We start from the raw sequence: 25,741 nt of genomic DNA on the forward strand, positions 1-25,741 counted from the left end.
ATGGCACGTATATCGGGCGTAGACGTCCCCCGCGATAAGCAAGTACAGATCTCCCTTACTTATGTTTTTGGGGTAGGTCGTACGAAGGCTGTTGAGATTTGTGAAGCTACCGGTATAGACCCGGTGGCTCGTGTGCGTGATTTGACTGACGAAGAGGTCACTAAAATCCGTGCGTTCATCGACGAGAACTACAAGGTCGAAGGCGACCTACGTCGTGAAATTTCGCAAAACATCAAACGTAAAATGGATATCGGTTGCTACCAGGGCATACGGCATCGCCGTGGTTTGCCTGTACATGGTCAGCGCACCCACACCAACGCTCGGACCCGTAAGGGGAAGCGCAAGACGGTGGCTAACAAGAAAAAGGTTCTTAAGTAATGGCTAATGCATCTGCTGGGGGCCGACGCCCTCGTAAAAAGGAACGCAAGAATGTGCCCCACGGCGTGGCGCACATTAAGAGTTCTTTCAACAACACCATCGTGACCATCACCGACCAGGGTGGCAACACCTTGGCTTGGGCTTCGGCGGGCAACGTGGGCTTCAAAGGCTCACGCAAATCCACTCCTTTCGCTGCTCAAATGGCTGCCGAAAAGTGTGCACGTCAAGCAATGGAACACGGTGTACGCAAAGTCGATGTTGTGGTTCGTGGCCCTGGCTCGGGTCGTGAAACCGCTATCCGCACTATTCAAACTACCGGTATCGAAGTAACCGGCATTAAAGACGTGACACCTGTTCCTCATAATGGATGTCGTTTATCGAAGCGAAAGAGGGCCTAATGTCCCGCTACACCGGTCCTAAGGCGCGGGTCTCTCGACGCTTAGGCACAAACATCTTTGGCACCAAAGGCGAAACTGTCGCTCTTGATAAGCGCCCTTACCCACCAGGGGAACACGGCCGTACCCGTCGTCGAGGCAACCCATCTGAATACTTGTTCCAAATGCAAGAAAAGCAGAAGGCTCGCTTCACCTACGGTTTGACCGAAAAACAGTTCCGCAAAATCTTCCAAGAAGCCAACCGTAAAGACGGGGTTACCGGCGAAATTATGCTCCAATACTTGGAGTTGCGTCTGGATAACATTGTTTACCGTGCGGGAATGGCGGCTACTCGCCCTCAGGCCCGTCAGTTGGTTAACCACGGGCACATTGACGTAAACGGTCGTCGGGTAGACATCCCCAGCTTCCGAGCCCGCAAAGGCGACGTCATCACCTTGCGCACCAAAGCTCGCAACATGGTGATTGTGCAATGGAACATTGATGTGCTCGATCGCCAATCGCCGGGCTGGCTAACCGTGGCCGATGGCGGACACGAAGCCACCGTAAAAGAAGTACCCGTGCGTGAACAAATTGATATTCCCGTGCGTGAACAGCTCATCGTTGAGCTGTACAGCAAGTAACCGTAACCCTTAGAGCTTTTTGCTCTCCCCCGAAGTAACAGAGGTAACCCCATGTTGGTAATTCAGCGACCAAGTGTTGAAGCAATAAGCGAAGCCGAAAGCAATCGGCAAGAGTTCGCCGTAGGACCGCTCGAGCCAGGCTTCGGCCACACGCTCGGCAACTCGCTGCGCCGTACCCTTTTGTCATCGATTCCCGGTGCCGCTATCACCCAAGTACGTTTTGATGACGCTGAACACGAGTTCAGCACCATCGGTGGCGTGATTGAAGATGTCTCAGACATCATTTTGAACCTTAAAGACGTTGTGGTGGCCTGCCACAGCGACGACCCAGTAACCGTGCGCCTTGATGCTCGGGGCCCCGGCGAAGTAACCGCGGTCGCCTTAGAGGGTCACACCGACCTAGAAATTTTGAACCCTGACTTCGTGTTGGCGACCTTGAACGACAGCGGCCGGTTGGCGGCTGAAGTCACCTTCGAACGGGGACGTGGTTTCTTAACCTCTAAGCGCCCCGCCGAAAGCGGCATCATTGGCGTTATCCCCATCGATGCTTTGTTCTCTCCGGTACGCCGAGTGAGCTTCGTTGTTGACCCAATGCAGGTTGCTCAATCAACTGACCATGACCGTTTGGTAATGGAAATTGAAACCGATGGTTCCATTTCTCCTCGTGAAGCATTGGCTTCTGCAGGCGGCACCTTGCGTGCTTTGGTCCAACTGGTCGAAGAAATGAGTGATGAACCTCAAGGCCTTGAATTGGCCGAGGCTGCTCCTATCGGCGGCACTTCGCCCGATATGGACCTTCCCATCGAAGACCTTGACCTCTCCGAACGCCCGCGCAACTGCTTGAAGCGTGGCCAGGTTGACACCATCGGGCAACTCTTGGGAAAGACCTACGATGACCTTTTGGCCATCACCAACTTCGGTCAGAAATCTTTGGACGAAGTTATTGAAAAACTTGACGAGCGGGGACTTTCGCTCGCCACCCGGGACTAAAAGGACCACATTATGCCCGCAACCCCGAAAAAAGGCCGTCGCTTTGGCGGTAGTGCTGCACATCAGAAATCAATGATGGCCAATTTGGTGGCTTCGCTGATCGCCGCTGAGGCCATCGTAACCACCGAAGCAAAAGCTAAAGCTTTGCGCCCTATTGCTGAAAAAATGATCACCAAAGCGAAAAAGGGTGGTTTGCATAACCACCGCCAAGTTGTTTCGTTTATGCGTGACAAAGAAATGACGGCCAAACTGTTTGATGAAATCGGCCCTCGTTACGCCGATCGTTCAGGTGGTTACACCCGTATCTTGAAAATCGGCCCTCGCCACGGTGATAAAGCACCGATGGCTCGGATCGAACTGGTCTGACCCCACCCGGCATGCGGGTAAGAGGAACCGTTGCTTATGACGGGTCTTCTTTTCACGGTTTTGCTATAAATCAAGACGTTCGCACGGTAGCGGGTGACCTCACAGCGAATCTTTCTCAAATTCTGGGCCAAGAAATCACCTTGACCTGTGCCGGTCGCACCGACCGGGGGGTACATGCGGTAGGTCAGGTCATTAGTTTTGACGCCCCTGACGATGCGAACTTAAAAAAACTCCGCCATTCGTTGAACCGACTTTGCCAGCCCTCCATCGCCCTCACCGAACTAGTCGAAGCCCCCAAAGATTTTGATGCACGTTTTTCGGCCAACGGCCGGTGTTATCGCTACCGCATATTGAACCGACCCGACCCGGATCCTTTTTTAGCCAACACGGCGTGGCATGTTTCGACGCCTTTGCGTATTGACTTGATGGAAAAAGCAGCAGCCCATCTCGTGGGTTTACATAATTTTTCTTCATTTTGTAAACGCACACCACCAAAGCCTGGGTACCAAGAGCGCAGTTTGATTCGCCACGTAGAAGAAGTCTCTTGGCGATCTTTAGAAAATAATGTGGTGGAGTTTGAGATAGCGGCGTCATCTTTTTGCCACCAAATGGTGCGTGCGGTGGTGGGTACTTTGGTAGATGTAGGGCGAGGCAGAACCGCCGAACGTCGCATTCCGGAAATTTTAGCGGCCCAAGACCGACAATTTGCTGGGCCACTGGCCCCTCCGCATGGCCTGACCCTCTGGTCGGTGCGTTATCCAAGTTTTGAGGTTGATGAGGCGCGGGTTGCCGAGGGTGAACCACCGGCGTAGCCTTACCTGCTGGCCCTCAGACGCGGATAGACACGTTTCTCCACGTTGAAAGAGTCACAAAAGTCTAGTTATTTCATCGCTTACGAATCAAAGAAAAAGGTAATTCCGTGTCTACGTACACTCCAAAAGCCAGCGAAATTGAACGTGCCTGGCACGTTGTTGACGCTGAGGGTCTCATCTTGGGTCGCTTGGCCACCGAGGTAGCTTCGGTGCTGCGCGGCAAGCACAAGCCAATCTTCACCCCGCACCTCGATACCGGCGATCATGTGATCATCATCAACGCCGACAAAGTAGTGCTTACCGGTGCTAAAGCCGAAGACAAAAAAGTTTATGACCACTCCGGTTTCCCCGGTGGTTTGCGTACCCGCAGCTACGGTGACTTCTTAGCCGACAAGCCAGAAGAAGCCGTTCGTCGGACGATAAGCGGCATGATCCCCAAGAACCGTTTAGGCCGTCAAATGTTGACCAAACTTAAGGTCTACCGAGGCAGCGAACACCCCCACGAGGCGCAAGCACCTCAAACCATGACCATCGAACACGCCCGTGCGCGTAAAGCCTGAGCGAGGAACCTTTTATGTCAAAACCTCTTACCCAAAACACCGGACGTCGCAAGCAAGCGGTAGCCCGAGTGCGCCTTCGCCCCGTTGACGGCGAATCCACGGTGACCGTAAACGGTCGCACCATGGAAGATTACTTCCCAACCGAAAGCCATCGCTTGCAGTTCCTGGAGCCTTTGCGGGTTACCGGTACCGAAGGTCAATACGACATTGACGCCACCCTGCACGGTGGCGGCATGGCCGGCCAAGCCGGTGCGCTTTGCTTAGGCATTGCTCGTGCTTTGGAAACCCTCGAGCCAGAACGTCGCCCTGCTTTGAAACAAGCCGGCCTGCTGACTCGTGATGACCGGAAGAAAGAATCCAAAAAGTACGGTCTCAAAAAAGCTCGCAAGGCACCGCAGTACTCCAAGCGGTAACCGGCACCGATGCGGAACAAATCACCGCATCTTGTTGTCATCTTATGACGAATCAGGCTCTGCATTTCGGTACCGATGGGGTACGTGGACGAGCAGACACCGAACTCACTGTCCCAGTGGTGCGCGCTCTCGGACAGGCCGCCGCCCAGCATCTTGACGCCCCCCAAGTAATCATTGGGAGCGATACGCGTGTCTCTAGCCCAGCTTTGGCGCAAGCATTGGCCGAAGGTTTTGCCGCCGGCGGCGTGACTCCACTTTTGCTGGGAGTTGCCCCTACCCCCGCGGTGGCGTACCTCGCAGCCCAAGAGGGAATGGCCGGCGCCGTGGTTTCCGCTTCCCATAACCCCTGGCATGACAACGGCATAAAGCTTTTTGCCGCCGGAGGGCACAAACTCGACGACGCCACCCAACGCGCCATAGAAGAAAGTTGGCACAGCACGCCTCAACAAGAAAGCCTCGACCCCGGGCAGTGGGCTGACCGCCCCGATGCCCGCTATTTTGAGGCCATGGTGGCTTCGGTTGAGCCTCAAGCACTGGCCGGCCTGCACCTTGTTTTAGATTGCGCCCATGGGGCCATGAGTGCGGTAGCCCCTGAAGTTTTTATGCAACTGGGCGCTCAAGTAACGGTGCTACATGCTCAACCCGATGGGCGCAACATCAACGAAAGGTGTGGCTCCAACCACCCAGAGGCATTACAAAAAGCAGTAGTAGAGCATCAAGCCGACGCCGGGCTGGCCTTTGACGGAGATGGCGACCGGGTAGTGGCCGTAGCGGCCGACGGTTCGCTACTCGACGGGGACTTCTTGCTGGCCCTCAGTGCGATCGACCTTTTGGAACAAGACCGCCTCGCTGGAGACACCCTGGTGGTCACGGTTATGGCCAACTTGGGCCTCCGCCAAGCCATGAACCAAGCCGGTATCAGTATTTACGAAACCCCGGTGGGAGACCGCCACGTCTTGGCCGCCCTAAACAAAAACGGGTGGACCTTGGGTGGGGAACAATCAGGTCACATTATTTTTGCTGATCGCGCCACCACCGGCGACGGATTACTCACCGGTATCCAAGTGATGGATGCGGTGCGCCGGCACAAAAAAAACTTAGGCACCTGGGCCCAAGAAATCATGCAAAAGGCCCCGCAGGTTTTGCTTAACATCGCGGTACAGAACCCCGGCGAAGTTTTGGTAGCCGAGTTAGGCGAATCAATCGAAGCCGCTCAAAAGAAGCTTGGTCAAGCGGGCCGGGTAGTGGTGCGTCCTTCCGGAACCGAACCTTTGGTACGGGTCATGGTGGAAGCTCTGGACCAAGGAGCAGCGCTCACCGTGGCGAAAAGTTTAGCGACTGAGGTAAAGCGCCGAGACGCTGACCGTTCAAGCCTCTAGAATCATATTTATTGACCCGTCTCTGGAGAGGAGTAAAACATGTGTGGAATAATCGCCGTGTTGCGTCGCCCTTCAACGCGGGCCATCCCTGAGGCTTCAGAAATACTGACCTTGGTGGGCCAAGCCCAAGAACTGCTTAAAAAAGGTGACCTGCCGTCGCTGGCCGAAGCCACCGGGTTGCTCAAAGAGGCTGATCACCTTTTGCGAGGTGGCCCCGGTTTGCTGGCTTTTTTCTCGGCCCCCGAGTTAGCCGACCACCTTTACGACCGACTGATGCTGTTGACGGGGGACCTGTCGCCGATAGAAGAATCACTAGTCGCCGCAGAAAAAGACCCCGAAGCGGTCAACCATGCAGTAACCGAAATGCGTGATGCCTTATGGGCGCTCGGTCGAGACCGCATCGGAACCTACCGCGGGGTGTGTTCGTTGGCCTCCGCAGACTTTCCGCCTAGCCCCGCCGGGTTAACGGTGCTGCTTTCCGTGGAACAAGCTTTACGGTCCTTAGATCGGCTTGAAGTTCGGGGCCGAGATTCGGCTGGCTTGCAAATCACCCTCTGGGGGCATCAAAGCGCCGATTTAACCAACGCTCCTGATGCCCTTTACCGTTCAGGAGCCACCCACGAAACTGCCCAAGGGGTACAGATCTGGGTGGTGAAAGAAGCAGCAGAGATCGGCGAACTGGGCGACAACACCGCCGTTTTACGAAAAGCATTAAAAGCCGACCAAGAACTGGCCCAAGCGCTTACTTCCTTGGAAGTACAAGGCACCATTTTGGGCCAGACTCGGTGGGCCAGCATGGGGGTAGTTTCCCAAGCCAACGCGCATCCCCTTGACTCTGGCCGGGCCGACGACCAGATCACCCCACTGGTGACGGCAGTACAAAACGGTGACGTTGACAACCATGCTGATCTGAGAGAACAAAACAACCTGTCTATTGCCGCCGGCATCACCACCGATGCCAAAGTGGTTCCCGCCTTGTGTGCCGCTCAACTGGCCCAAGGGGTAGCCCCGGCAGAAGCTTTTCGCCGTACCGTGCAATCGTTTGAAGGTTCGCTGGCCATCGCCGCTTCATTGGCCGACGACCCCGGGCGCTTGTATCTCTCGCTGCGAGGAAGCGGACAAGCGCTTTATCTTGGACTTGGCGAAGACGTCACCGTGGTGGCCAGCGAACCCTACGGGCTGGTAGAGGTCACGGCCGAATATCTTCGCATGGAAGGCGACCTTCCTGCCGACCCCGACCACCCAGTGGTCAGTCGGGGCCAAGTTATAGAGATCGATACGGCAACCGCCGGCACACTTGAAGGGATAGCGCGTCGTTCGTTTGACGAGCGGTCGCTGCCGGTAACGCCCGAAGAACTGGTGACCGCCGAGATCACCACCCGAGATATTGACCGGGGAGACCACCCGCATTACTTACTCAAAGAAGTCGGCGAAGCCCCGACCTCTATTCGCACAACCCTGCGCGGGCATTTAATAAACGACCCACAAGAAGGGTGGGCGGTTCGTTTATCCTCCAGCACCCTCAACGATTCGTTACGAGCGGACCTGGCCAGCGGAAGCATTAAACGCATAACGGTTATTGGGCAAGGCACGGCCGCCATCGCCGCCCAGTCAATAGCAGAATCAATAAAAACTGAAGTGGCCGGTACCGGAGTAATGGTCGAAGCACAGTTGGCCAGTGAGTTATCGGGCTTCGGTTTGCGCCCCGACATGGCCGACACCTTCGTGGTGGCCATCAGCCAATCGGGGACCACCACCGATACCAACCGCACCGTGGACCTCGCTCGGTCCCGAGGGGCTCGCGTGGTGGCTATCGTCAACCGTCGCAACAGCGACCTCACCGACCGAGCCGACGGGGTGCTTTACACCTCCAACGGACGAGACGTAGAGATGAGCGTGGCCTCCACCAAAGCGTTCTATGCCCAGATCGCCGCGGGGTTTTTGCTCGCGGTGGGTTTGGCTGACGCTCTCGGCGCCCCCGGGGCCGCTGACCGGTCAGCAGTTTTGTCGAGCCTCAATGAGCTCCCTGAAGCCATGGAACAAGTATTAGCCGGGCGCCAGCACATCGCTGAGGTAGCGCAACGCCACGCCCCGCCGCGCCGCCACTGGGCCATCGTAGGAAGCGGCAGCAACCTGATTGCGGCGCGAGAAATTCGCATCAAACTTTCTGAACTGTGTTACAAATCAATCGCTAGCGACTCCACCGAAGACAAAAAACACATTGACCTTTCTTCGGAACCCATGATCTTGGTATGCGCTGCGGGTTTGGTGGGCTCCAACGCAGACGACGTTGCCAAAGAAGTAGCGATCTACCAAGCTCACCGGGCCGCCCCCATCGTGATCTGCGATACCCAAGCCCGCCAATACGGAGACGGCCCGGACCTTATTCGTGTGCCCTCGGTGCATCCCCGTTTAGCATTTGTGCTTTCCACCATGGTGGGGCACCTCTTTGGTTACGAAGCGGCCCGCGCCATTGATGCTCAAGCCGACCCATTGCGTCAGGCCCATGCCGCCATAGAAAAAGTAGCGGTCCAACTCAACGACCAAGACCCCACCGAAGAACTGCTGGCCGACCTCAGCCAAGTGTTAGCGACCTCCGAAGCAAGTTTTTCCTCTGAATTGCGTTCGGGTCGCCTCAACGGACACCTCGAAGCTTCAACTGCCGTACGGTTAGCGGGGCTCTTTCGCTACGCCTTAGGGGACGTACCGCTCGAGGCCTACCAAAGCCAATACGGTCAAGTCGGCACCCCCGGTTTAGTACTAGATGATCTCGCCGGTGCATTGACGACCGCCATAGAAGAACTGACGCGACCCATTGATGCCATCAAACATCAAGCCAAAACGGTAACGGTAGGTATTTCTCGCACCGACGAAACGCTTCTCGAAGCCCGCTTGGCCCAAGCAGTTATGGCCGCCGGCACTCCCCGAGACTCGCTGAGTTACCGCACCCTGCGTTTATTGGGATCCCTAGACCCTGCGGTAGTTGAAGTAGTTGGGTTTACCCGTTACCACTTGCAGGGCTTAGCCACCGAAACCCCTACTTTGTCCATCGTGGACCGTGGTGGGGTCTCAACATCTATAGCCTCACGAACCGACACTGACCCCGTGCTGCGAGGTACCAAACACCGGGTAGCGGTTGAACGAGAGGTCTTAGTAACCCGAGGCGCCCGAGATGACCGCACCCTAGTTTTGGTGCCCGAAGTAAAAGATGCGGAAACCGTCGGGCTGACCTTGCTTCACGTTGAAATGATCGATCATCTGGATCAAGAATCCTTACGAGGGGTGCTGCGGGGTTACCACGATCGCTACGACGCCATCGAAGATGCGGTGTGTGAAACCGAATCAGAGTTGCCTCAAGGTTTGCTGGCCGCCTTACCGGTAACGGATCTCCTCATTGACCCCATAGGTTCACTTGCTGAACGGTTGCGCTCTTCGTTGTGATTGGCATCGGTACTGACCTCGTAGAAATTGACCGATTTCGCCGATCGTTGGCTCGTACCCCGGGGCTCCGTACTCGCCTTTTTCGGCCCGGCGAACAAGAATACGCCGACCGGCGAAACGACCCTACGGAACGCTACGCGGCGCGCTTTGCCGCCAAAGAGGCGGTGCTAAAAGCTCTTGGTTTGGGTCTCGGGGCCATTGCCCTCTACGACATTGAGGTGATAAAAGCCGAATTCGGAGCCCCCGAGTTGTTGCTCCACGGTACGGCTCAACAAGCGGCTCACCAGGCCGGGGTGCAACGTTGGTTATTGACCCTCAGCCATACCGAACACACCGCTATGGCTATCGCAGTGGCTCTTTGAGGCTGTTTTGATCACGGTTGTTACTCCGCAAGAAATGGTGGCCATTGATGCGGCCGCCCAAGAGACTCAAGAAGAACTTATTGAACGAGCCGGTGCCGCAGTAGCGCAACAAGCAAGAAAAATGCTGCCGGCCGGCCAGGCCCACCAGGTAATGGTCATGGTGGGGCCGGGGGCCAACGGTGCCGATGGGCGAGTAGCGGCCCGGCACCTCACGGCCGATGGTCAAAACGTCACGGTGACCGAAGCGCACTTAGTACCTTCACAGGTTTCTGGTTTTGCATTGGTTATTGATGCTGCTTTTGGAACCGGTCTTCGCCGCCCGCACCAAGGGCCGACCACCGATGCACCGGTACTGGCCGTGGATTTGCCTTCAGGCCTCGACGGGCTGACCGGTGAAACCTTAGGGAAGCCGACCCCGGCGCAATGCACCATCACCTTTGCCGCCGCCAAACCAGGGCATTTTTTAGGGCAAGGCCCCGCCTTGTGCGGCGACCTTGTGGTGGCCGATATAGGGCTTGATGTGTCTTGGGCAAACTGTTGGTTTGCTCAGGTAGACGACGTGGCGGGGCTTATCCCGTCTCGCCCTTCAGACGCCCACAAGTGGCAAAGCGCCTGTTGGGTCATTGCTGGCCACCAGGGCATGGAAGGGGCGGCTTATCTGGCCGCCCGGGCTGCTCAAAGGTCAGGAGCCGGCTACGTACGGCTCAGCGTGCCGGGGGAAACAAACCCTCCGGCCCCGTTAGAGGTTGTGGTATCTCCGTTAAATCTTGCTGACCCGCTTGAAGACCATGAGCGTTTTGCTGCCTTAGTTTTGGGCCCCGGCTTGGGCCCGAGCGAAGAAACCAGCCACGCCGTACAGCGCTGGATAAAACAAGCCGACCAACCAATGGTGGTCGACGGGGATGGTTTGCGTGCTTTGGTTCTTGCTGACCGCCCGGTGTTGCGTAATGTTCCTTTGGTGATGACTCCCCACGACGGCGAATACCGCATGTTGACCGGCCAACCCCCGGTCTCCGATCGTTTAAAAGCGGCCCGTACCTTGGCCCAACAATACGAATCCGTGGTGTTGCTCAAAGGCCCCACCACGGTTATTGCCGATACCACCGGCGCAACGTATTTGGTGCGGTCTGGCGATCAACGATTGGCTACGGCAGGAACCGGCGATGTGCTTTCGGGCATTATTGGCGGTTTTTTAGCCCGCGGAGCGCAGCCTTGGGCCGCCGCAGTTGGGGGAGTACTGGTCCACGGTGCTTTGCTTGATGCCTTGCCCAATACCGGGGTGGTGGCTGGGGACCTCGACGCACATTTGCCGGCAGTTCTCAGTCGCTTAGGGGTCGACGCATGACCAAGCGGCCCACAAACTTTCAGGTTTCGTTAAGCGATCTCCGCCACAACGTTGAGGTGCTGCGGGGTTTAGCGCCGGGGTCTCTCTTTTGTGCGGTCCTCAAAGCGGACGCTTATGGGCACGGAGCGGTGACCATCGCTCAAACGGTGCTGGAGGCCGGCGCCGACTGGTTAGCGGTGGCCCTCACTGACGAAGCGGTGGAACTCCGCGCCGCCGGCATCACCGCCCCACTGTTGATTCTTTCTGAACCCGCTCCGGACGAAATGGCTACCGTGGCTGGGCTGGCTGAGGTGCGCCCAACGGTGTACACCAAGGCAGGTATTGAGGCGTTCGCTGCCGTGGCCCCGGGAGCTCCGGTGCATTTGAAAATAGAAACCGGGCTTCATCGGGTAGGGGTCCCGGCCGATGAAGCGGTAGCCGCCGCGGAACATTTGCAATCTTGCGGGCTTTTCTTAGAGGGGGCGTTTACTCATTTTGCTATGGCCGCTGAGCCAGAAAGCCCACTCACCCAAAGACAACACCAACGGTTCGACACGGCACTTGAAGATTTAACAACAGCCGGGCACCGCCCACAATTGGTTCATGCCGCGAACTCGGCGGCCACCATGGCTTTTCCGCAAACCCATTATTCTCTGGTTCGTTGCGGTATTGCTCTTTACGGAGCCGACCCCTCACCAGAACTACGCCCCCGCATGGACGAACTGGGCTTGCGGCCGATTGGGTCACTGGTCAGCGTGGTGGCTCACCGGCACCGCATTGAGCCCGGCGAAACGGTGTCGTACGGGCAGCGCTGGCAGGCTACAGAAACTACCGAATTGGCCACCTTGCCTTTGGGGTACGCCGATGGGTTGATGCGCTCTTGGGGAGACGCCGGACAGGTACTTATCAACGGTCGGCGATACCCGATTCGAGGCGCCATCACCATGGACCAAACAATGGTCGAGGTCGACCAGACGGTCAAGGTCGGTGATCAGGTGGTGCTGTTAGGCAGGCAAGGAAACGAAACGATTACCGCCGGCGACATGGGCGATGTGCTGGGCACCATCAGTTACGAGTTGCTGGCAAAACTCGGGCGGCGCTTGCCGATTAAATATCTTGACGAGTAAAGCGAACGAGGCAATTCCAAGTGAACACTTCACGTACTAAAGGAATGGCGGTAATGGGCCGAGCCCACGGCCAATAGCGCGGCTCCACCCGGTGCACGTTGATCTGTGGATGGTTGCGCATGAAACGCAAGGTCGGCCCGATGTGAACGGCAAAGAGTTCTTTGCCGAATCGGTTGTCGGGGGGCGGACCATGGCGCTTCTCATAAAGCCGAGGACCCCAACGGGGGCCTAAATATTGGTAGGGGTTCATGTGGTGTCCGCCGTGTGGCGAGTACCAATTGGTCCAGGAAAGGTAGCCCCAACCGCCCGGCCGAAGCACTCGGGCCATTTCGTCAATAACTGCTTCGGGGTCGCTGACGTGTTCAAGCATGTTTGAACAAAAAACCCCATCAAACGAAGCATCCGGAAAAGCCAAACAGGTAGCGTCGCCAATAGATAAACCAGTAATTGGTGGGTTGGCTCGGGTAAGCGCTTCAACGCTCCCATCGATACCGACCACGGTGGCTTGGTGTTGACGCAGTGCCTCGGCGTACCAACCCGGGCCGCAACCGATGTCCAAAACGTTGGTTTGCGCCAACCCGTACCGCTGGTTGAGGTCAAGGGCAGACTCGGCGGCTAAGGCTCGATAGAAGGGTTCAGGGTTTTGGCGCTCGTCTCGAAAAAGCTTCCAAAGCAACCGCAAACGAGCGATACCAGCGCCGTTGGGAGTCTCCGTTGAAGTCATGATGGCCAGAGTACCGGAAAGCCGTGCTGGGACTGCTAAACCAGAGTCAATGAACTCGCCTAATTTGTTTGACCAAAAGACGCCATCGCTCGCTGCGGTGGTGGAAAGAGCGGGCCAGTTGGGCGTTCACCAGGTAGCGGTGGTGGCTTGGCGTGACCTTGACGCTCCGGACGCTGGTGGAGCCGAGGTGCATTTAGCCGAGGTGACCCGTCGGTGGGTAGAAGCGGGTCTTGGTGTGAGTTTGCGTACGGCGGCGGTACCTGAGGGCCCAGAAAAATTACGCCGTAACGGGGTTGAGGTGCAGCGTTCCGGGGGCCGGGTTTCGATTTTTCCGGGAGCAGCATTGGGGGTTTTGCGGGGGGAACTCGGGGCAGCCGACGGGGTGGTAGACGTTTTTCAGGGCATGCCTTTCCTCTCTCCTTTGTGGGCGCATCGCCCAAGGGTGGGCGTTATTCACCATTGCCATATGGGGACCTGGGGCGATCTTGCTCCGCCCGGTCTGGCTCAATTGGGGTACTTGATTGAACGCTTTGGGGTGCGGGTGCTGTATCGCAAGACCCCGCTGGTTACCTTGTCGCCTTCGTCGGCCGAAGAGATTTCAATCCGCATGGGAATTGATCGGTCCCGGTTGAGGGTCGGCCCGGTAGGGGTGGCGGAAGATTTTTGTTTAGACAAAACTGTGCAGAAATCGTTAGCCCCTTCCGTGGTGGCGGGGGGTCGGTTTATGCCGCCCAAAGCTTTCGACCGTTTGGTTGAGGTGCTGGTTGAGGTACGGCAACAGGTGCCTGACCTTACGGCCACTATTTTTGGGGATGGACCAGGCCGCCAATCGGTAGCGGCACAAGTAGCGGCTCATGGTGCTGCGGAATGGTTGCGGTTGCCGGGTTTTGTTTCGCAAGAAGAAAAGGTCCGGTTATATCAAGAAGCTTGGGTGCTGGCGGCTCCCTCTCGCCGGGAGGGATGGAATATGACGGTTACCGAGGCAGCGGCTTGTGGCACACCGGCAGTTGCTACCGATATCCCCGGTCACCGAGATGCAGTGGCGGAACAAAAAACTGGGATTTTGGTTGAAGGACGTCCGGCCATGGCCGATGCGCTGGTGCATTTGCTGACCGACACCAACCAGCGCCAATCTTTTGCCGATGCGGCGGTAGAGCGCAGTAAACAATTTCGTTGGGAGCACACCGCGGCGGTCATCCTCAACGCATTGTGCGACGATGCGCAACGCAGGAAATCATGAAGCTCTTGCGCTCCCGGTGGCGGGAACTGGTGTTGGTGGCGGTGGCCTATGGGCCGCTGATGCTGACTCGCCCTGGGGTGGTCAATGCGGATATCAAGCAGTACCTCCACCTTGACGCAGGGGCATTGTTGGCCAGCGCCTCGCAACTTTGGAACCCGGATTTCGGTTTAGGCACGGTGACCCATCAGAACATTGGTTACTTGTTTCCTGCCGGGCCTTTTTATTGGTTGGGGCAAACCCTGGGGTTGGCTGATTGGCTGATCCAGCGCTTGTGGTACGGGTCGATCTTGGTGATGGCGGGCCTTGGGGTGCTGGCGTTGTTGCGTCGGGTGGCACCTGATCACCCCACCCATTTGACCGGGGCCATGGTCTACATGTTGAGCCCATTTTTGCTGGGCCATCTGACCGGCCAGTCAGCGCTGCTCCTTCCGTTTTCTCTTTTTCCTTGGCTGGTGTTGGCTATGGCCGCCGCGGTAGCCACTGATCGTTGGCGTTGGCCAGCAATTTTTGCTTTGTTGGTCACGGTGGCCGGGTCAATAAATGGGAGTTCAATATTTTTTGTGGTGCTAGGGGCGGTCTTGTGGGCTCCGGTAGCGGCGTGGTCGGATCCGGCAATTTCGCAGATCCAGGCGGGGCGAGCGGTCTTGCGGGCCGGGATTTTGACTTTGGCTACCCAACTCTGGTGGATGGTGGCTTTGGCCATTGGAGGTTGGCACGGCCTACCAATTTTGTCGCTTACCGAAACTTTGACCTCTACCAACAACACCACCAGTTCTTTTGAAGTGTTGCGGGGCTTGGGTTACTGGTTTTTCTATGGCCGCGACCCGGGTGGCCTGTGGCTGGCCGGTTTAGCGGACCCCTACATGGAGCGCCTGTGGTTGTTGACGGTTTCTTTCGGCCTGGCCGGTCTTTGTCTTTTGGGCTTGGCGTTGGTGCGCTGGCAGCATCGGGCTTATTTCGCTTTGATTTCTGTGGTGGGTTTAGTGATTTCGGTGGGTTCGTTTCGCCATGGCGGCCGGTCACCTTATGGGTCGTTCTTTAATTGGGCTGCGGGTTCTTCGGACTTAGTGTTCAGTTTGCGTAACACGCAACGAGCAGCGCCCTTGCTGGTGTTGGGCATGGCGGTGTTTGCGGCTGCTGCTTTGCAAGCAGGGTGGGTTCGTTTTCCTCGTTTGGCTTGGGGAAGCAACATTTTGGTTTTGGTTTTGGTGGTGGTCAACCTGCCGGGGCTATGGAACGGCTCGCTTATCGCCGAGCGGTTCCATCGAGAAGAGATCCCAGATTATTGGCAGGACGCAGCAGCAGACCTCAACACCGGCGACCGGCAAAGCAGGGTTATGGAAATACCCGGGGTGGATTTTGCTTCTTACCGGTGGGGCCACACCTTGGACCCCATTACGCCGGGGCTTATCGAACGCCCTTATGTGGCTCGTGAGTTATTGCCTCACGGTGACCAGTCGGGGGCCAACCTATTGGTGGCTTTTGATCGGAGCCTGCAAGAAGGCTGGTTTGAACCAGCGGCGCTGCCAGAGATCGCTCAATTGTTGGGGGTAGGCGAGGTGGTGCTCCGAAGCGATTTGGAATACGAGCGCTACCGCACAGCGCGACCTCGGCCCCTTTGGGCGATGTTGGTTGATCCACCGGAGGGGTTGGCGGTGCCGCGGGCTTTTGGTGAGCCGGTTCCTAACGTGGCCGGTGATGAGCACCCCATGTTTGATGAACTTGAGTTGGGGATACCCCTCAATGCGGTTGACCCGCCTCCGGTAGCTATTTTTGCGGTGGAAGATTCTTTAGGGATGGTGCGGGCCCGGCCGGTGGATTCTTCTTTGGTGGTCTCGGGAGATGGTGAGGGTTTGGTGGCCTTAGCGTCCGCCGGATTGTTGGAACCTGCCCAGGGCTTGGTGCGTTACGCCGCTTCGGTTGAGTCGCTAAGCCCCACCGATCGTTTAGCGGTGACCGACACCAACCGGGAGCGGGCGGAACGCTGGTACGCCATGAATGCCAACGTGGGCTACACCGAACCGCTGGGAACTACTTCGTTGTTTCCTGATGTGAGTGATGTGCGTATACGCCCCGTGGATGGCGCACCAACCACCCATGCCGAGTATCGGGTAGCGAGCGCGGCGGGTCAAGATTTAGGTTTTGCTTCGGTGGAGGCCACCGGTTACGGCAACCGAGTTTTTTTGAATCCGGAGTTTCGTCCGGTTAATGCTTTTGATGGCGACCCGTTGACCTCGTGGCGTATTGAGGAATACGGCGAAGCGGTGACGCCAGAGTTGGTGTTGTCGTTGTCGGCTCCGGTAACCCTTAGCGAGATCACCTTTACCCAACCTTTGGTGGGGCCACAAGATCGTCGGGTGCGCACCTTGTCGGTGGTTCTTGACGGCGAACCAGAGTTTTTGGTTGAACTTGATGCCCGCTCATATGTTTTGGGCGGCCAAACGGTGATCATTGGGGAGCGTTCGATGCAAACGGCTTCGTTTGCTTTTGTTGATGGACTTGGGCCGCCGGGGCCCGCCGGCTTTGCCGAAATTGATTTAGGACTGGTGGTTGATGAGGTGCTGCGGGTGCCTACCGAGGTGCTGTCGGCTGCCAACGACGTGGACCATGATGTAGTTGTGGTGTTGTCCCGGCACCGCACCAACCCGGCCGAACCGGTGCGCCCCGACCCGGAACGCATTATTGACCGGGTGTTGGACCTTCCATCGGAGCGGTCTTGGTGGGGGGAGGCCACGGTGCGGTTGGCTGACTGGGCGCCCGACCAGATGCTTGACGAAATATTGGGGGTACCGAGCGCTGACCAAGGCGGGGTAACGGCCCGCTCTAGCGATCGCCTTTCTGGCGATTTACGGGCCCGTGCTTTAGCGGCTATTGACGGCGACCCGGCGACTCATTGGAGTCCAGAGTTTCTTGAACAAACCGGTCAATGGGTGTCTTACACGGTGGCTGAAGAAATCACCGTTGAGGGCCTCGAACTGTTAGTGGTGGCTGATCCGCACCACAGTATTCCTACCCGCCTCACCGTGGCCGTTGATGGTCAAGAAGTTTCCCTTGACCTTCCTTTCATTGCTCCCGGTGAAACGTTGGGCCATGTGGTAGCGGTGCCGCTTGTTTTGCCGCAACCCTTAACCGGCCGTACCGTTACGGTCACCATCGCGGCGGTGAGCGAAAAAGAAACCGACAACTGGTACACCGGGAGCGAGGTGGTTATGCCGGTGGCTTTAGCCGAAATAGGAATCTCCTCGTTGGTGGCGCCGCCGGTCCCCGATGTTTTTGATTCTGGTTGCCGTACCGACCTGATGGCCATAAACGGTCAACCGGTGGGCTTGCGGGTAACCGGTGACCGAACAACCGCCTTAGCCGGGCAAGGTTTGCTGGCCGTGTTTTGCGACCAGTCGCTGGTGCTTCCGGCGGGCGACACTCGAGTGCAAACGGTTGATGGGCGCTTTACCGGGTTCAATATTGATCGGGTGGTTTTGCGTTCCGGGGTGGGTGGCGCTGCCGCTGGGCAGTGGAGTAACCCGGCCGGCGAGTTGTCTGCTCAAGTAACGGTTACCCACCAAGGGCGCTCTAAGTTGTCGGCCCAAATAAGCCAAACCGGCGAGTCTTTTTGGTTGGTTTTGGGGCAAAGTTTTAACGAAGGTTGGGCAGCCAGCGTAAACGGTGAAGATTTAGGAACCCCGCAGTTGGTAGATGGGTTCGCTAACGGTTGGCTGGTCAACTCGAGTGAACCTGGTGAACTTTTGGTGGAGTTTCGCTGGGCGCCTCAACGGTCGGTCAACTTTGGTTTAGGGGTTTCTGCGGCAGCGGTGTTGTTGTGTCTTGTTTTGGCTTGGCGAGGGCGTCGCTTTTCGGTGGCTAGCGTCAAGGCAGCGGTACCGGAATTTTTAGACCTTCGATCCCGGAAGATGCTGAGCCAAGCCACGTCAGGGCAGGTGGCGTTAAGTATGGGGTTGGTGGCTTTGCTGGTTTCTCGCCCTTGGGTTGGGTTGGTGGTGGCTTTGGTTAGTTGGTTGAGCGCCCGTTACCCGAAGTGGCGTTTTGTTCCGCTGGCTCTGGCGACCGTGGCTTATGGCGGTGGGGTGGCTTATATTATTTTCTTGCAAATCCGTTGGGGGTATGAGCCGTCGTTTGCTTGGCCATCTTGGGGTCGATCGGCGCACCATTTTGGTCTGTTGGCTGTTTTGTTGCTGATGGCCGATGTGGTGGTGCGCTCTTTGGTTGAGCGAGTAACGGCTAAGGACTGTTTATGAGTCGGGTATTTTTAGTGGAGCCTTTTTGCGGGGGATCTCATGCGGCTTGGGCACAAGGTTTCGCTCAGCATTCTCAGCATGAGGTGGTCGTTATTAGTCACCCGGGGAGTTTTTGGCGTTGGCGTTTTCGTGGCGGATCGGTCACGCTGGCTGAAGCAACCCAGAAGGCGGTTGAGCAGTTTGGCCAACCTGATCTGGTGTTGGTTTCTTCCATGGTGGATCTCTCGGCCTGGCTGGGTTTAACCCGCCGGTTTTTGGGCGACCCTCCGGTGGTTTTGTATATGCACGAAAACCAGTTGGGTTACCCCTTGAGTCCGCAACAGAAAGCGAACGACGAGTTCCCGTTGGCTAATTGGCGTTCGGTGGTGGCCGCTGACCAAGTGTGGTTTAACTCAGCGTTTCATCAACAGTCTTGGTGGGCGGCTTTGCCGGCCTTGCTCGACCGGGCTCCCGACCAGCCGCACCACGCTTTGCTGGCTGCAGCAAAAGCAAAGAGCCGGGTCATGCCGGTGGGGGTGGAGTTGGGGGATGTTCCTGTAGCAGACCAACCCAACGACCCGCCGTTGGTGTTATGGAACCAGCGTTGGGACTACGACAAGAACCCCCACGAGGTGATGGATGCCTTGGTGGCCTTGGCTGAAGAAGGCGCAAGTTTCTCGGTGGCTTTGGTGGGAGAAAACGTGCGAGAAAACCCTCGAGAGATTGAGGAGGCGAAAGAGAAATTGGCCGACCGGGTGGCGGCCTACGGGTTTTTACCTCGAGAAGAGTATGTGCATTTGTTGGGGCAAGCCGCTGTGGTGATCAGTGCGGCGCATCACGAATTTTTTGGCATTGCCGTAGTGGAAGCATTAGCGGCGGGGGCAGTGCCGGTGCTGCCGGCTCATCAGAGTTACCCCGAGTTGATTCCCAAGGAGTGGCATGAGGCCGCGCTTTACCCTCCCGGCCAGTTGGTTGACCGGCTGCGTTTGGTGTTGAGCGATTTTTCAAGTTGGCACCAAAAATCTGAGGGCTTGGCTTTTGAAATGCGCCGGTTCTCGTGGGTTTCGGTAGCTGCCGACTACGACAGCCAAATAGATGACCTGTTGACCCGCTACGGTCAAGGCTCATGAGGTTCCCCATTGATGGAGTAAAAGTCGGGCACTGGGATGATCAGGTGGCGCGCACCGGTTGCACGGTGGTTTTGTTGCCCGAAGGCACGGTGGCTTCGGGCGAGGTACGGGGCGGTGCTCCGGCCACTCGAGATTTTTCTTTGTTGGCCCCGGAGCGACAGGTAACGCAAGTAAATGCCGTATTGATGACCGGGGGGTCGGTTTTTGGTTTAGCGGCCGCCGATGGGGTGGTGGGTTTTTTAGAAGAACAAGGCGTGGGGTTCCCTACCGGAGCAGGACCTATACCCATCGTGGTGGGTATGGGGTTGTTTGACTTGCTGGCCGGGGAACCTGGGGTACGCCCGGGGCCAGAGCAGGGCCGGGCGGCTGTTGAGTCAGCCAGCGAAGAATTTTTAACCGGCGTGGTGGGGGCAGGTACCGGAGCCACGGTGGGTAAATGGGCGGGCCGTGACAAAGCGCTACCCGGTGGCCTGGGTCTTGGGGTAACTCAAAAAGGCGAGGTGATGGTGGCAGCTTTGGCGGCGGTCAACGCTTTGGGCCAGCCTGATGACGGCACCCAGTCTGCTGCGGTGTCTAACGGCACTTTTACCGCGTGGCCAACGAGGCGTGACCATTTTCAAGAAAACACCACGTTGATTACCGTGGTCACCAATGCGGTGCTCAGCAAAATGGATTGTTTTTTGTTGGCTCAATCTGGCCACGACGGGTTGGCTCGAGCGATCTTTCCGCCGCACTTGGGTTCAGACGGCGATGCGGTGGTGGCAGCCGCAACCGGCAAAGTTGAGGCCGACTCTGTAGACGTGGTACGGGCTTTGGTAGTGGCTGCTGTTGAACAAGCGGTGCATCAGGCTTGCTAAGAGCCGGGCCGGTATCCTGCGTGGGTGCCGACTTCGTTAAAAACTCTTGCCGCACAAGCGGCTGCATGCAAAAAGTGCGACCTGGCGCGAACGCGGACCCAGGTGGTTTTCGGGGACGGCAATCCGAAGGCCGCTGTCTTTTTTGTTGGCGAAGGGCCGGGAGCCACCGAAGACCTCGAAGGGGTTCCTTTTATTGGTCGCTCAGGAAAGCTTTTGCAGCGCTTGATTGAAGAAGAACTCGGTTTGTCTCGCCAAGACTGTTACATCGCCAACGTAGTCAAGTGCCGTCCACCAGAAAACCGTGACCCTAAGTCAGAAGAAATCGAAGCTTGCCAGCCTTATTTGTTGGCCCAAATTGAAGCCATTAACCCCACGGTGATCGTGCCTTTAGGAAACTTCGCTTCACGTTTGTTGCTGGAAACCCGTACCGGAATCACCAAACTGCGGGGCCAAAACTACCAGTACCTCGGCCGCCATTTGGTGCCGACCTTTCATCCGGCAGCAGCCCTGCGTGGTGGGGTTAAAGTGTTAGATCACATGCGCGAAGATTTTGTCCGAATAAAAGAGTTGGTGGAGGCACCATGTTGAGGGTGAACACCAGCAGAGTGGAAGAAACCCAAGCGTTGGCCGCCGGTTTGGCAGGGTTGGCTCAAGCCGGCGACATGATCGTACTGTGCGGCGACCTAGGGGCCGGCAAAACAGCGTTTACGCAAGGTTTCGGCCGAGCCATGGGGGTTACTCAACCTATTACCTCACCTACTTTTACTTTGGCCAACCAGTACGCCGGAGACCTCATCATTAATCATCTTGATGTTTACCGTTTGGCCCATATTGACGAGGTGCGTGACCTCGCTTTGCCGGAGATAGTTGATGACCAATCGGTGACCCTCATCGAGTGGGGAGATGCCATCGCTGGAGCTTTACCGGGCGGGTATTTAGAAGTGCATTTAAGCCTGGGGCAAGGCCTTGACGACCGGCAGGTAACGTTTCGCCTTGTGGGCAACGAATGGCAAGAGCGGGCAGAAGCGTTGGCGAATTTATGCACCGGAGAGGGCGCCTCATGTTGATCTTGGGTATTGAAAGTGCGGGTTCGCAAGTTGGGTGTGCCATTGGCGGCCACGAGGGAGTGTTGGCGTCTGCCCACACGGGCCGAGGCCGACGCCATGCCGAATCGTTAACGCCGCAAATGGATTTTGTACGCAAACAAGCCGGCATTGAGTTTTCTGACCTGGGAGCCATTGCTGTTGATGTTGGACCGGGTCTTTACACCGGGTTGCGGGTAGGGATTACCGCCGGGGTGTCTTTGGCGCATGCTTTGGGGGTGCCCATGATTGGGGTGTGCAGCCTGGACCTTTTGGCTTTTCCGGCTCGTTGGACCAACCGGCTTATTGTCACGGCCCTAGATGCGCGCCGCGGCGAACTGTTTACCGCTCTGTTCCGTAAGGTCCCGGGGGGTGTCCAACGGGTTCGTGAAGCCCAAGTGTGCACGCCAGAGGAACTGGCCACCGAACTCATGGACCTCGACGAGCCTTCATTGCTGGTGGGCGACGGCGCTTTACGTTACGCCGACACCTTTGCTTCGGTGAAAAAAATAGAAATGGCCGAACAAGGTTTGGCTAGCCCGAGTGCTCGTTCGTTGGTGCAGTTGGCTCATGCCCGAGCCATGCGAGAAGAGTTCGTTCAATCATGGGAACTCAAACCGGTGTACTTGCGGCAACCGGATGCCGAAATTAATTGGGTGACCCGAGGTGATCAGTCGTGATGACCGCTACTGCTTGCTGCCTCCGCCCTATGGTCGAAGCTGACATTGGCCCGGCGTTGGCTGTTGACGAACTGGTTTACCCTTCGGCGTGGTCGCCGAGCTTTTTGCGCCAACAACTTTCTTTGGCCGGTTCGCGAGTCAATTTGGTGGCGGAACGAGACGGGCAACTGGTGGGCCATGGGGCCCTGATGGTGGTGGCCGATGAAGGCCACGTGACCTCGGTTGCCGTGCATCCTGATCAGCAGCGCCGAGGTATTGGGGCACAGATTTTGGCTGCCCTGTGCCGAGCGTCGGTGGAGCGAGGATTAAAATCAATGACCCTTGAGGTGCGTTGCAGCAATGAAGCGGCCATTGGCTTGTACCAACGGTTTGGTTTTGCTCCGGCCGGGGTGCGGGTGGGTTATTACGTCGACACCGGCGAAGACGCGCTCATCATGTGGGTCCACGACATTGAACAGCCAGAGTTTTTGGGACGGGTAGCGGTTGCAGAAAAAAGGAAAGAGCACCATGGGTGACTTAATTTTAGGAATCGAAACTTCTTGCGATGAGACAGCGGCCGCCGTGGTGGAGCGTGCCGCCACCGTGCGTTCATCGGTGGTCAACAGCCAAGTCGAGCAACATGCCCGTTTTGGAGGGGTGGTGCCCGAAGTGGCCAGCCGAGCTCATGTGGATTTGATGGTGCCGGTGGTGGCTGAGGCCCTGTTGGCTGCTGGTTTAGAGGGGCCAGAGGTTGATGCGGTGGCCGCTACGACCGGCCCGGGCCTGGTGGGCTCGTTGCTGGTGGGGGTAACGGCCGCCAAGTCGTTGGCTTTGGTGTGGGACGTCCCCTTTGTTTCGGTGAACCATCTTGAAGCGCACCTGTACGCCGCTTTTTTAGAAGAGCCTGATTTGGAGCTTCCTTTGGTGGTGTTGTTGGTTTCTGGCGGCCACACCATGTTGGTCTTGATGGAAGGGCACGGACAATATCGCTTGTTGGGGTCCACCTTGGATGACGCCGCCGGCGAAGCCTTCGACAAGGTGGCCCGTTACTTGGGTTTGGATTACCCCGGTGGCCCGGCTATTGATGCTTTGGCTATGGAAGGGGATGCTTCGGCTTTTAAGTACCCCCGAGCGTTGGTGCAAGAAAACCCCGCCACTTTGCCCGACGAACGGCGTTTTGCTTTTTCGTTTTCCGGGTTGAAAACGGCGGTAGTTAACCATGTGCGTAACGAACCTGATGTGGCGGCTGCCGATGTGGCGGCTTCGTTTCAAGAAGCAGTGGTTGATGCTTTGGTGACCAAGGCTCGTTGGGCCGTGGAAGCCACCGGGGCTAAGGGTCTGTGTTTGGGTGGTGGGGTGGCCGCCAACTCGCGTCTCCGGGAGCGTTTTTTAGATGTTTGTATGGAAACTGGGGTGCGCGCTTTCTTGCCTAGCCGAGCTATGTGTACCGATAATGCGGCCATGGTGGCCGCTGCTGGTTGGTGGCGTTTGCAAAGCGATGGGCCCAGTCCGTTGGATACGGGAGCGAACCCCAACTGGGCGCTTCCTTTATTACCGTAATTTTTGCTTAAATCGGGGCCGGTGACGTTGTAACCGGAGGGGGCAAGTCCGTACCATTAGCACTCGTCCATTGAGACTGCCAATCGTTCTTTAACCAACCGGGTTAAGGAACATGTTTGAAAAGGAACCCTTAAATGAACCTTCAACCGCTTGAGGACCGCATTGTGGTCCGTCCCAGCGAGTCTGAGGAAACCACCGCCAGCGGCTTGGTTATCCCCGACACCGCAAAAGAAAAGCCCCAACAGGGCGAGGTCTTGGCCGTAGGCCCTGGTCGACGCTCCGAACAAACCGGTGAACTTGTACCCATGGAAATAGCCGCTGGCGACACCGTGGTCTACAGCAAGTACGGCGGTACCGAGATCAGCAACGCTGGTCAAGACCTTTTGATCCTCAACGCCCGCGACGTGCTGGCCATAGTTAAGTAGGAAAACACATGGCAAAAATCCTTAAGTTCGACGAAGAGGCCCGCCGCGGCCTAGAGGCTGGCGTAAACAAGCTGGCCGACGCGGTAAAAGTGACCCTCGGCCCACGAGGCCGCAACGTGGTTATCGATAAAAAATTCGGTGCCCCTACCATTACCAACGATGGTGTTTCCATTGCTCGCGAAATTGAACTCGAAGACCCCTTCGAGAACATGGGTGCGCAGTTGGTTAAAGAGGTAGCTACCAAAACCAACGATGTTGCTGGTGACGGAACTACCACCGCTACCGTTTTGGCTCAAGCATTGGTTCGTGAAGGCCTGCGTAACGTAGCGGCCGGCGCCAACCCAATGGAACTCAAGCGAGGCATGGAAAAAGCAGTGAAAGCTGCCGTTGCTTCCATCGCTGACCAAGCGGTTCAGGTAGATGACTCCAAAGAGCAAATCGCCAACGTGGCTTCCATTTCAGCTGCTGACGAGACCATCGGTCAAGTTATTGCTGACGCCATCGACAAGGTTGGTAAAGACGGCGTAGTAACCGTTGAAGAATCCAACACCTTCGGTATGGATCTTGACTTCGTAGAAGGCATGCAGTTCGACAAGGGCTACCTGTCTCCTTACTTCGTCACCGACCCAGAGCGTCAAGAAGCCGTTTTGGAAGACCCATACATTTTGTTCAACTCGGGCAAAATCACTTCGGTACAGGAATTGCTTCCCGTGCTGGAAAAAGTGATGCAGTCGGGCCGTCCTTTGCTCATTGTGGCAGAAGACATCGAAGGCGAAGCGTTGGCCACCTTGGTGGTTAACAAGATTCGCGGCACCTTTAACTCCATTGCGGTTAAGGCCCCGGGGTTTGGTGAACGACGCAAGTCCATGATGCAAGACATGGCCATCCTCACCGGTGGTCAAGTAGTTGCGGAAGAAGTCGGCCTCAAGCTTGACGGTGTCACCGTTGAAATGATGGGTACGGCTCGCAAAGTAATCATCACCAAGGACGAAACCACCATCATCGAAGGCGCCGGCGACGCCGCCGACGTTAACGGTCGTGTTGGTCAGATCAAGCGTGAAATTGAAGAAACCGATTCCGATTGGGATCGTGAAAAGCTTCAAGAACGTTTGGCTAAATTGGCCGGCGGCGTAGCCGTTGTTCAAGTTGGTGCTGCTACTGAAGTAGAGCTCAAAGAAAAGAAGCACCGTATTGAAGATGCTCTTTCTGCCACTCGGGCTGCTATTGAAGAAGGCGTAGTAGCAGGCGGCGGTACCGCTCTGTTGCGCTCTCGTGCATCAGTGACCGAAGTTGTGGACTCGCTTTCTGGCGACGAAGCTACCGGCGCTCGCATTATTTACGCAGCTTTGGAAGCTCCAGCCCGGCTTATCGCCGACAACGCTGGTCTTGAAGGCGCCGTGATGGTACGCGAGATTGAAAACGCTTCGGGCTCCACCGGCCTGAACGCAGCAACCGGTGAAATGGTTGACCTCATCAAGGCTGGTGTCATTGACCCGGCCAAGGTGACCCGCGCTGGTTTACAAAACGCTGCTTCTATTGCTGCGTTGTTGCTGACCACCGAGGTTGCCGTTGCCGACAAGCCTGAACCAGCGGGCGCTATGCCTCCTGGTGGCGGCATGGACCCCATGGGTGGCATGGGTGGCATGATGTAACCATTCCTTAGGG

25 protein-coding genes are annotated in these 25,741 nt (G+C 56.9%); 24 read left to right on the forward strand and 1 reads right to left on the reverse strand.

The genetic code is table 11. The annotated features are described in order from the left end of the window. The 13 genes from rpsM to alr all read left to right on the forward strand — a co-directional run bounded on the left by rpsM (position 1) and on the right by alr (position 12,167). Positions 1-378, forward strand: coding sequence for a 30S ribosomal protein S13 (gene rpsM, locus EYQ49_07005; GenBank protein ID HIG25619.1), 378 nt, complete (start codon positions 1-3; stop codon positions 376-378). Further along, on the forward strand, positions 378-776 hold the full coding sequence (gene rpsK, locus EYQ49_07010; GenBank protein HIG25620.1) for a 30S ribosomal protein S11: 399 nt from the start codon (positions 378-380) through the stop codon (positions 774-776). Before rpsM ends, rpsK begins: the two co-directional genes overlap by 1 nt. Then, the gene (gene rpsD / locus EYQ49_07015; GenBank protein HIG25621.1) at positions 776-1,393 is read left to right on the forward strand and encodes a 30S ribosomal protein S4; all 618 of its coding nucleotides are present in this window, start codon (positions 776-778) and stop codon (positions 1,391-1,393) included. Before rpsK ends, rpsD begins: the two co-directional genes overlap by 1 nt. A 51-nt stretch (positions 1,394-1,444) precedes the next feature. Continuing rightward, positions 1,445-2,383, forward strand: coding sequence for a DNA-directed RNA polymerase subunit alpha (locus EYQ49_07020; GenBank protein ID HIG25622.1), 939 nt, complete (start codon positions 1,445-1,447; stop codon positions 2,381-2,383). Between the two features lie 12 nt (positions 2,384-2,395). Then, on the forward strand, positions 2,396-2,749 hold the full coding sequence (locus EYQ49_07025) for a 50S ribosomal protein L17 (protein ID HIG25623.1): 354 nt from the start codon (positions 2,396-2,398) through the stop codon (positions 2,747-2,749). 11 nt (positions 2,750-2,760) lie between these two features. Beyond that, on the forward strand, positions 2,761-3,561 hold the full coding sequence (truA, locus tag EYQ49_07030; protein HIG25624.1) for a tRNA pseudouridine(38-40) synthase TruA: 801 nt from the start codon (positions 2,761-2,763) through the stop codon (positions 3,559-3,561). 107 nt (positions 3,562-3,668) lie between these two features. Beyond that, positions 3,669-4,121, forward strand: a complete 453-nt coding sequence (gene rplM / locus EYQ49_07035) for a 50S ribosomal protein L13 (GenBank protein ID HIG25625.1) — start codon at positions 3,669-3,671, stop codon at positions 4,119-4,121. 14 nt (positions 4,122-4,135) lie between these two features. Continuing rightward, complete coding sequence (gene rpsI, locus EYQ49_07040) at positions 4,136-4,534, forward strand: 30S ribosomal protein S9 (GenBank protein ID HIG25626.1); 399 nt, start codon at positions 4,136-4,138, stop codon at positions 4,532-4,534. A gap of 44 nt (positions 4,535-4,578) precedes the next feature. After that, positions 4,579-5,913 carry a phosphoglucosamine mutase gene (gene glmM / locus EYQ49_07045; GenBank protein HIG25627.1) on the forward strand — a complete coding sequence of 445 codons (1,335 nt, stop codon included), beginning with the start codon at positions 4,579-4,581 and terminating at the stop codon, positions 5,911-5,913. Positions 5,914-5,952: 39 nt separating this feature from the next. Further along, positions 5,953-9,354: an SIS domain-containing protein gene (locus tag EYQ49_07050; protein HIG25628.1), complete on the forward strand. Its 3,402-nt coding sequence runs from the start codon at positions 5,953-5,955 to the stop codon at positions 9,352-9,354. Continuing rightward, positions 9,351-9,716, forward strand: coding sequence for a holo-ACP synthase (locus EYQ49_07055; protein HIG25629.1), 366 nt, complete (start codon positions 9,351-9,353; stop codon positions 9,714-9,716). The genes EYQ49_07050 and EYQ49_07055 overlap by 4 nt, the downstream gene beginning before the upstream one ends. A 7-nt stretch (positions 9,717-9,723) precedes the next feature. Then, positions 9,724-11,061 carry an NAD(P)H-hydrate dehydratase gene (locus EYQ49_07060; GenBank protein ID HIG25630.1) on the forward strand — a complete coding sequence of 446 codons (1,338 nt, stop codon included), beginning with the start codon at positions 9,724-9,726 and terminating at the stop codon, positions 11,059-11,061. Further along, positions 11,058-12,167, forward strand: a complete 1,110-nt coding sequence (gene alr / locus EYQ49_07065; protein HIG25631.1) for an alanine racemase — start codon at positions 11,058-11,060, stop codon at positions 12,165-12,167. The genes EYQ49_07060 and alr overlap by 4 nt, the downstream gene beginning before the upstream one ends. Here the strand turns inward: alr and EYQ49_07070 are convergent. After that, positions 12,148-12,891, reverse strand: coding sequence for a class I SAM-dependent methyltransferase (locus EYQ49_07070; protein HIG25632.1), 744 nt, complete (start codon positions 12,889-12,891; stop codon positions 12,148-12,150). The two genes, alr and EYQ49_07070, sit on opposite strands and share 20 nt — an antisense overlap. Between EYQ49_07070 and EYQ49_07075 the strand changes: the two genes are divergently transcribed. The 11 genes from EYQ49_07075 to groL all read left to right on the forward strand — a co-directional run bounded on the left by EYQ49_07075 (position 12,890) and on the right by groL (position 25,728). Continuing rightward, positions 12,890-14,131, forward strand: a complete 1,242-nt coding sequence (locus EYQ49_07075; protein HIG25633.1) for a glycosyltransferase family 1 protein — start codon at positions 12,890-12,892, stop codon at positions 14,129-14,131. The genes EYQ49_07070 and EYQ49_07075 overlap by 2 nt on opposite strands. Further along, positions 14,128-18,384: a DUF3367 domain-containing protein gene (locus EYQ49_07080; protein HIG25634.1), complete on the forward strand. Its 4,257-nt coding sequence runs from the start codon at positions 14,128-14,130 to the stop codon at positions 18,382-18,384. The genes EYQ49_07075 and EYQ49_07080 overlap by 4 nt, the downstream gene beginning before the upstream one ends. Next, complete coding sequence (locus EYQ49_07085) at positions 18,381-19,493, forward strand: DUF3524 domain-containing protein (GenBank protein ID HIG25635.1); 1,113 nt, start codon at positions 18,381-18,383, stop codon at positions 19,491-19,493. Before EYQ49_07080 ends, EYQ49_07085 begins: the two co-directional genes overlap by 4 nt. Beyond that, positions 19,490-20,350 (forward strand): peptidase S58 family protein, encoded by an 861-nt coding sequence (locus tag EYQ49_07090; GenBank protein HIG25636.1) that lies wholly within the window; start codon positions 19,490-19,492, stop codon positions 20,348-20,350. Before EYQ49_07085 ends, EYQ49_07090 begins: the two co-directional genes overlap by 4 nt. 24 nt (positions 20,351-20,374) lie before the next feature. Beyond that, a complete protein-coding gene (locus EYQ49_07095) occupies positions 20,375-20,938 on the forward strand; it encodes a uracil-DNA glycosylase (GenBank protein HIG25637.1) in 564 nt (187 codons plus the stop codon). Continuing rightward, positions 20,932-21,417, forward strand: a complete 486-nt coding sequence (gene tsaE, locus EYQ49_07100; GenBank protein ID HIG25638.1) for a tRNA (adenosine(37)-N6)-threonylcarbamoyltransferase complex ATPase subunit type 1 TsaE — start codon at positions 20,932-20,934, stop codon at positions 21,415-21,417. Before EYQ49_07095 ends, tsaE begins: the two co-directional genes overlap by 7 nt. Continuing rightward, positions 21,411-22,112 carry a tRNA (adenosine(37)-N6)-threonylcarbamoyltransferase complex dimerization subunit type 1 TsaB gene (gene tsaB / locus EYQ49_07105; protein ID HIG25639.1) on the forward strand — a complete coding sequence of 234 codons (702 nt, stop codon included), beginning with the start codon at positions 21,411-21,413 and terminating at the stop codon, positions 22,110-22,112. The genes tsaE and tsaB overlap by 7 nt, the downstream gene beginning before the upstream one ends. Then, complete coding sequence (gene rimI, locus EYQ49_07110) at positions 22,109-22,627, forward strand: ribosomal-protein-alanine N-acetyltransferase (protein HIG25640.1); 519 nt, start codon at positions 22,109-22,111, stop codon at positions 22,625-22,627. The genes tsaB and rimI overlap by 4 nt, the downstream gene beginning before the upstream one ends. Continuing rightward, positions 22,620-23,651 (forward strand): tRNA (adenosine(37)-N6)-threonylcarbamoyltransferase complex transferase subunit TsaD, encoded by a 1,032-nt coding sequence (tsaD, locus tag EYQ49_07115; protein HIG25641.1) that lies wholly within the window; start codon positions 22,620-22,622, stop codon positions 23,649-23,651. The genes rimI and tsaD overlap by 8 nt, the downstream gene beginning before the upstream one ends. 134 nt (positions 23,652-23,785) lie before the next feature. After that, entirely contained in the window at positions 23,786-24,076 is a 291-nt protein-coding gene (locus EYQ49_07120) for a co-chaperone GroES (GenBank protein ID HIG25642.1), read from the forward strand. Between the two features lie 8 nt (positions 24,077-24,084). Further along, positions 24,085-25,728 carry a chaperonin GroEL gene (gene groL, locus EYQ49_07125; protein ID HIG25643.1) on the forward strand — a complete coding sequence of 548 codons (1,644 nt, stop codon included), beginning with the start codon at positions 24,085-24,087 and terminating at the stop codon, positions 25,726-25,728. The last annotated feature ends 13 nt before the right edge of the window (positions 25,729-25,741 follow it).

It is taken from the genome of Acidimicrobiia bacterium (genome assembly GCA_012959995.1).
In the GTDB taxonomy this organism is placed as follows: domain Bacteria; phylum Actinomycetota; class Acidimicrobiia; order Acidimicrobiales; family MedAcidi-G1; genus MedAcidi-G2B.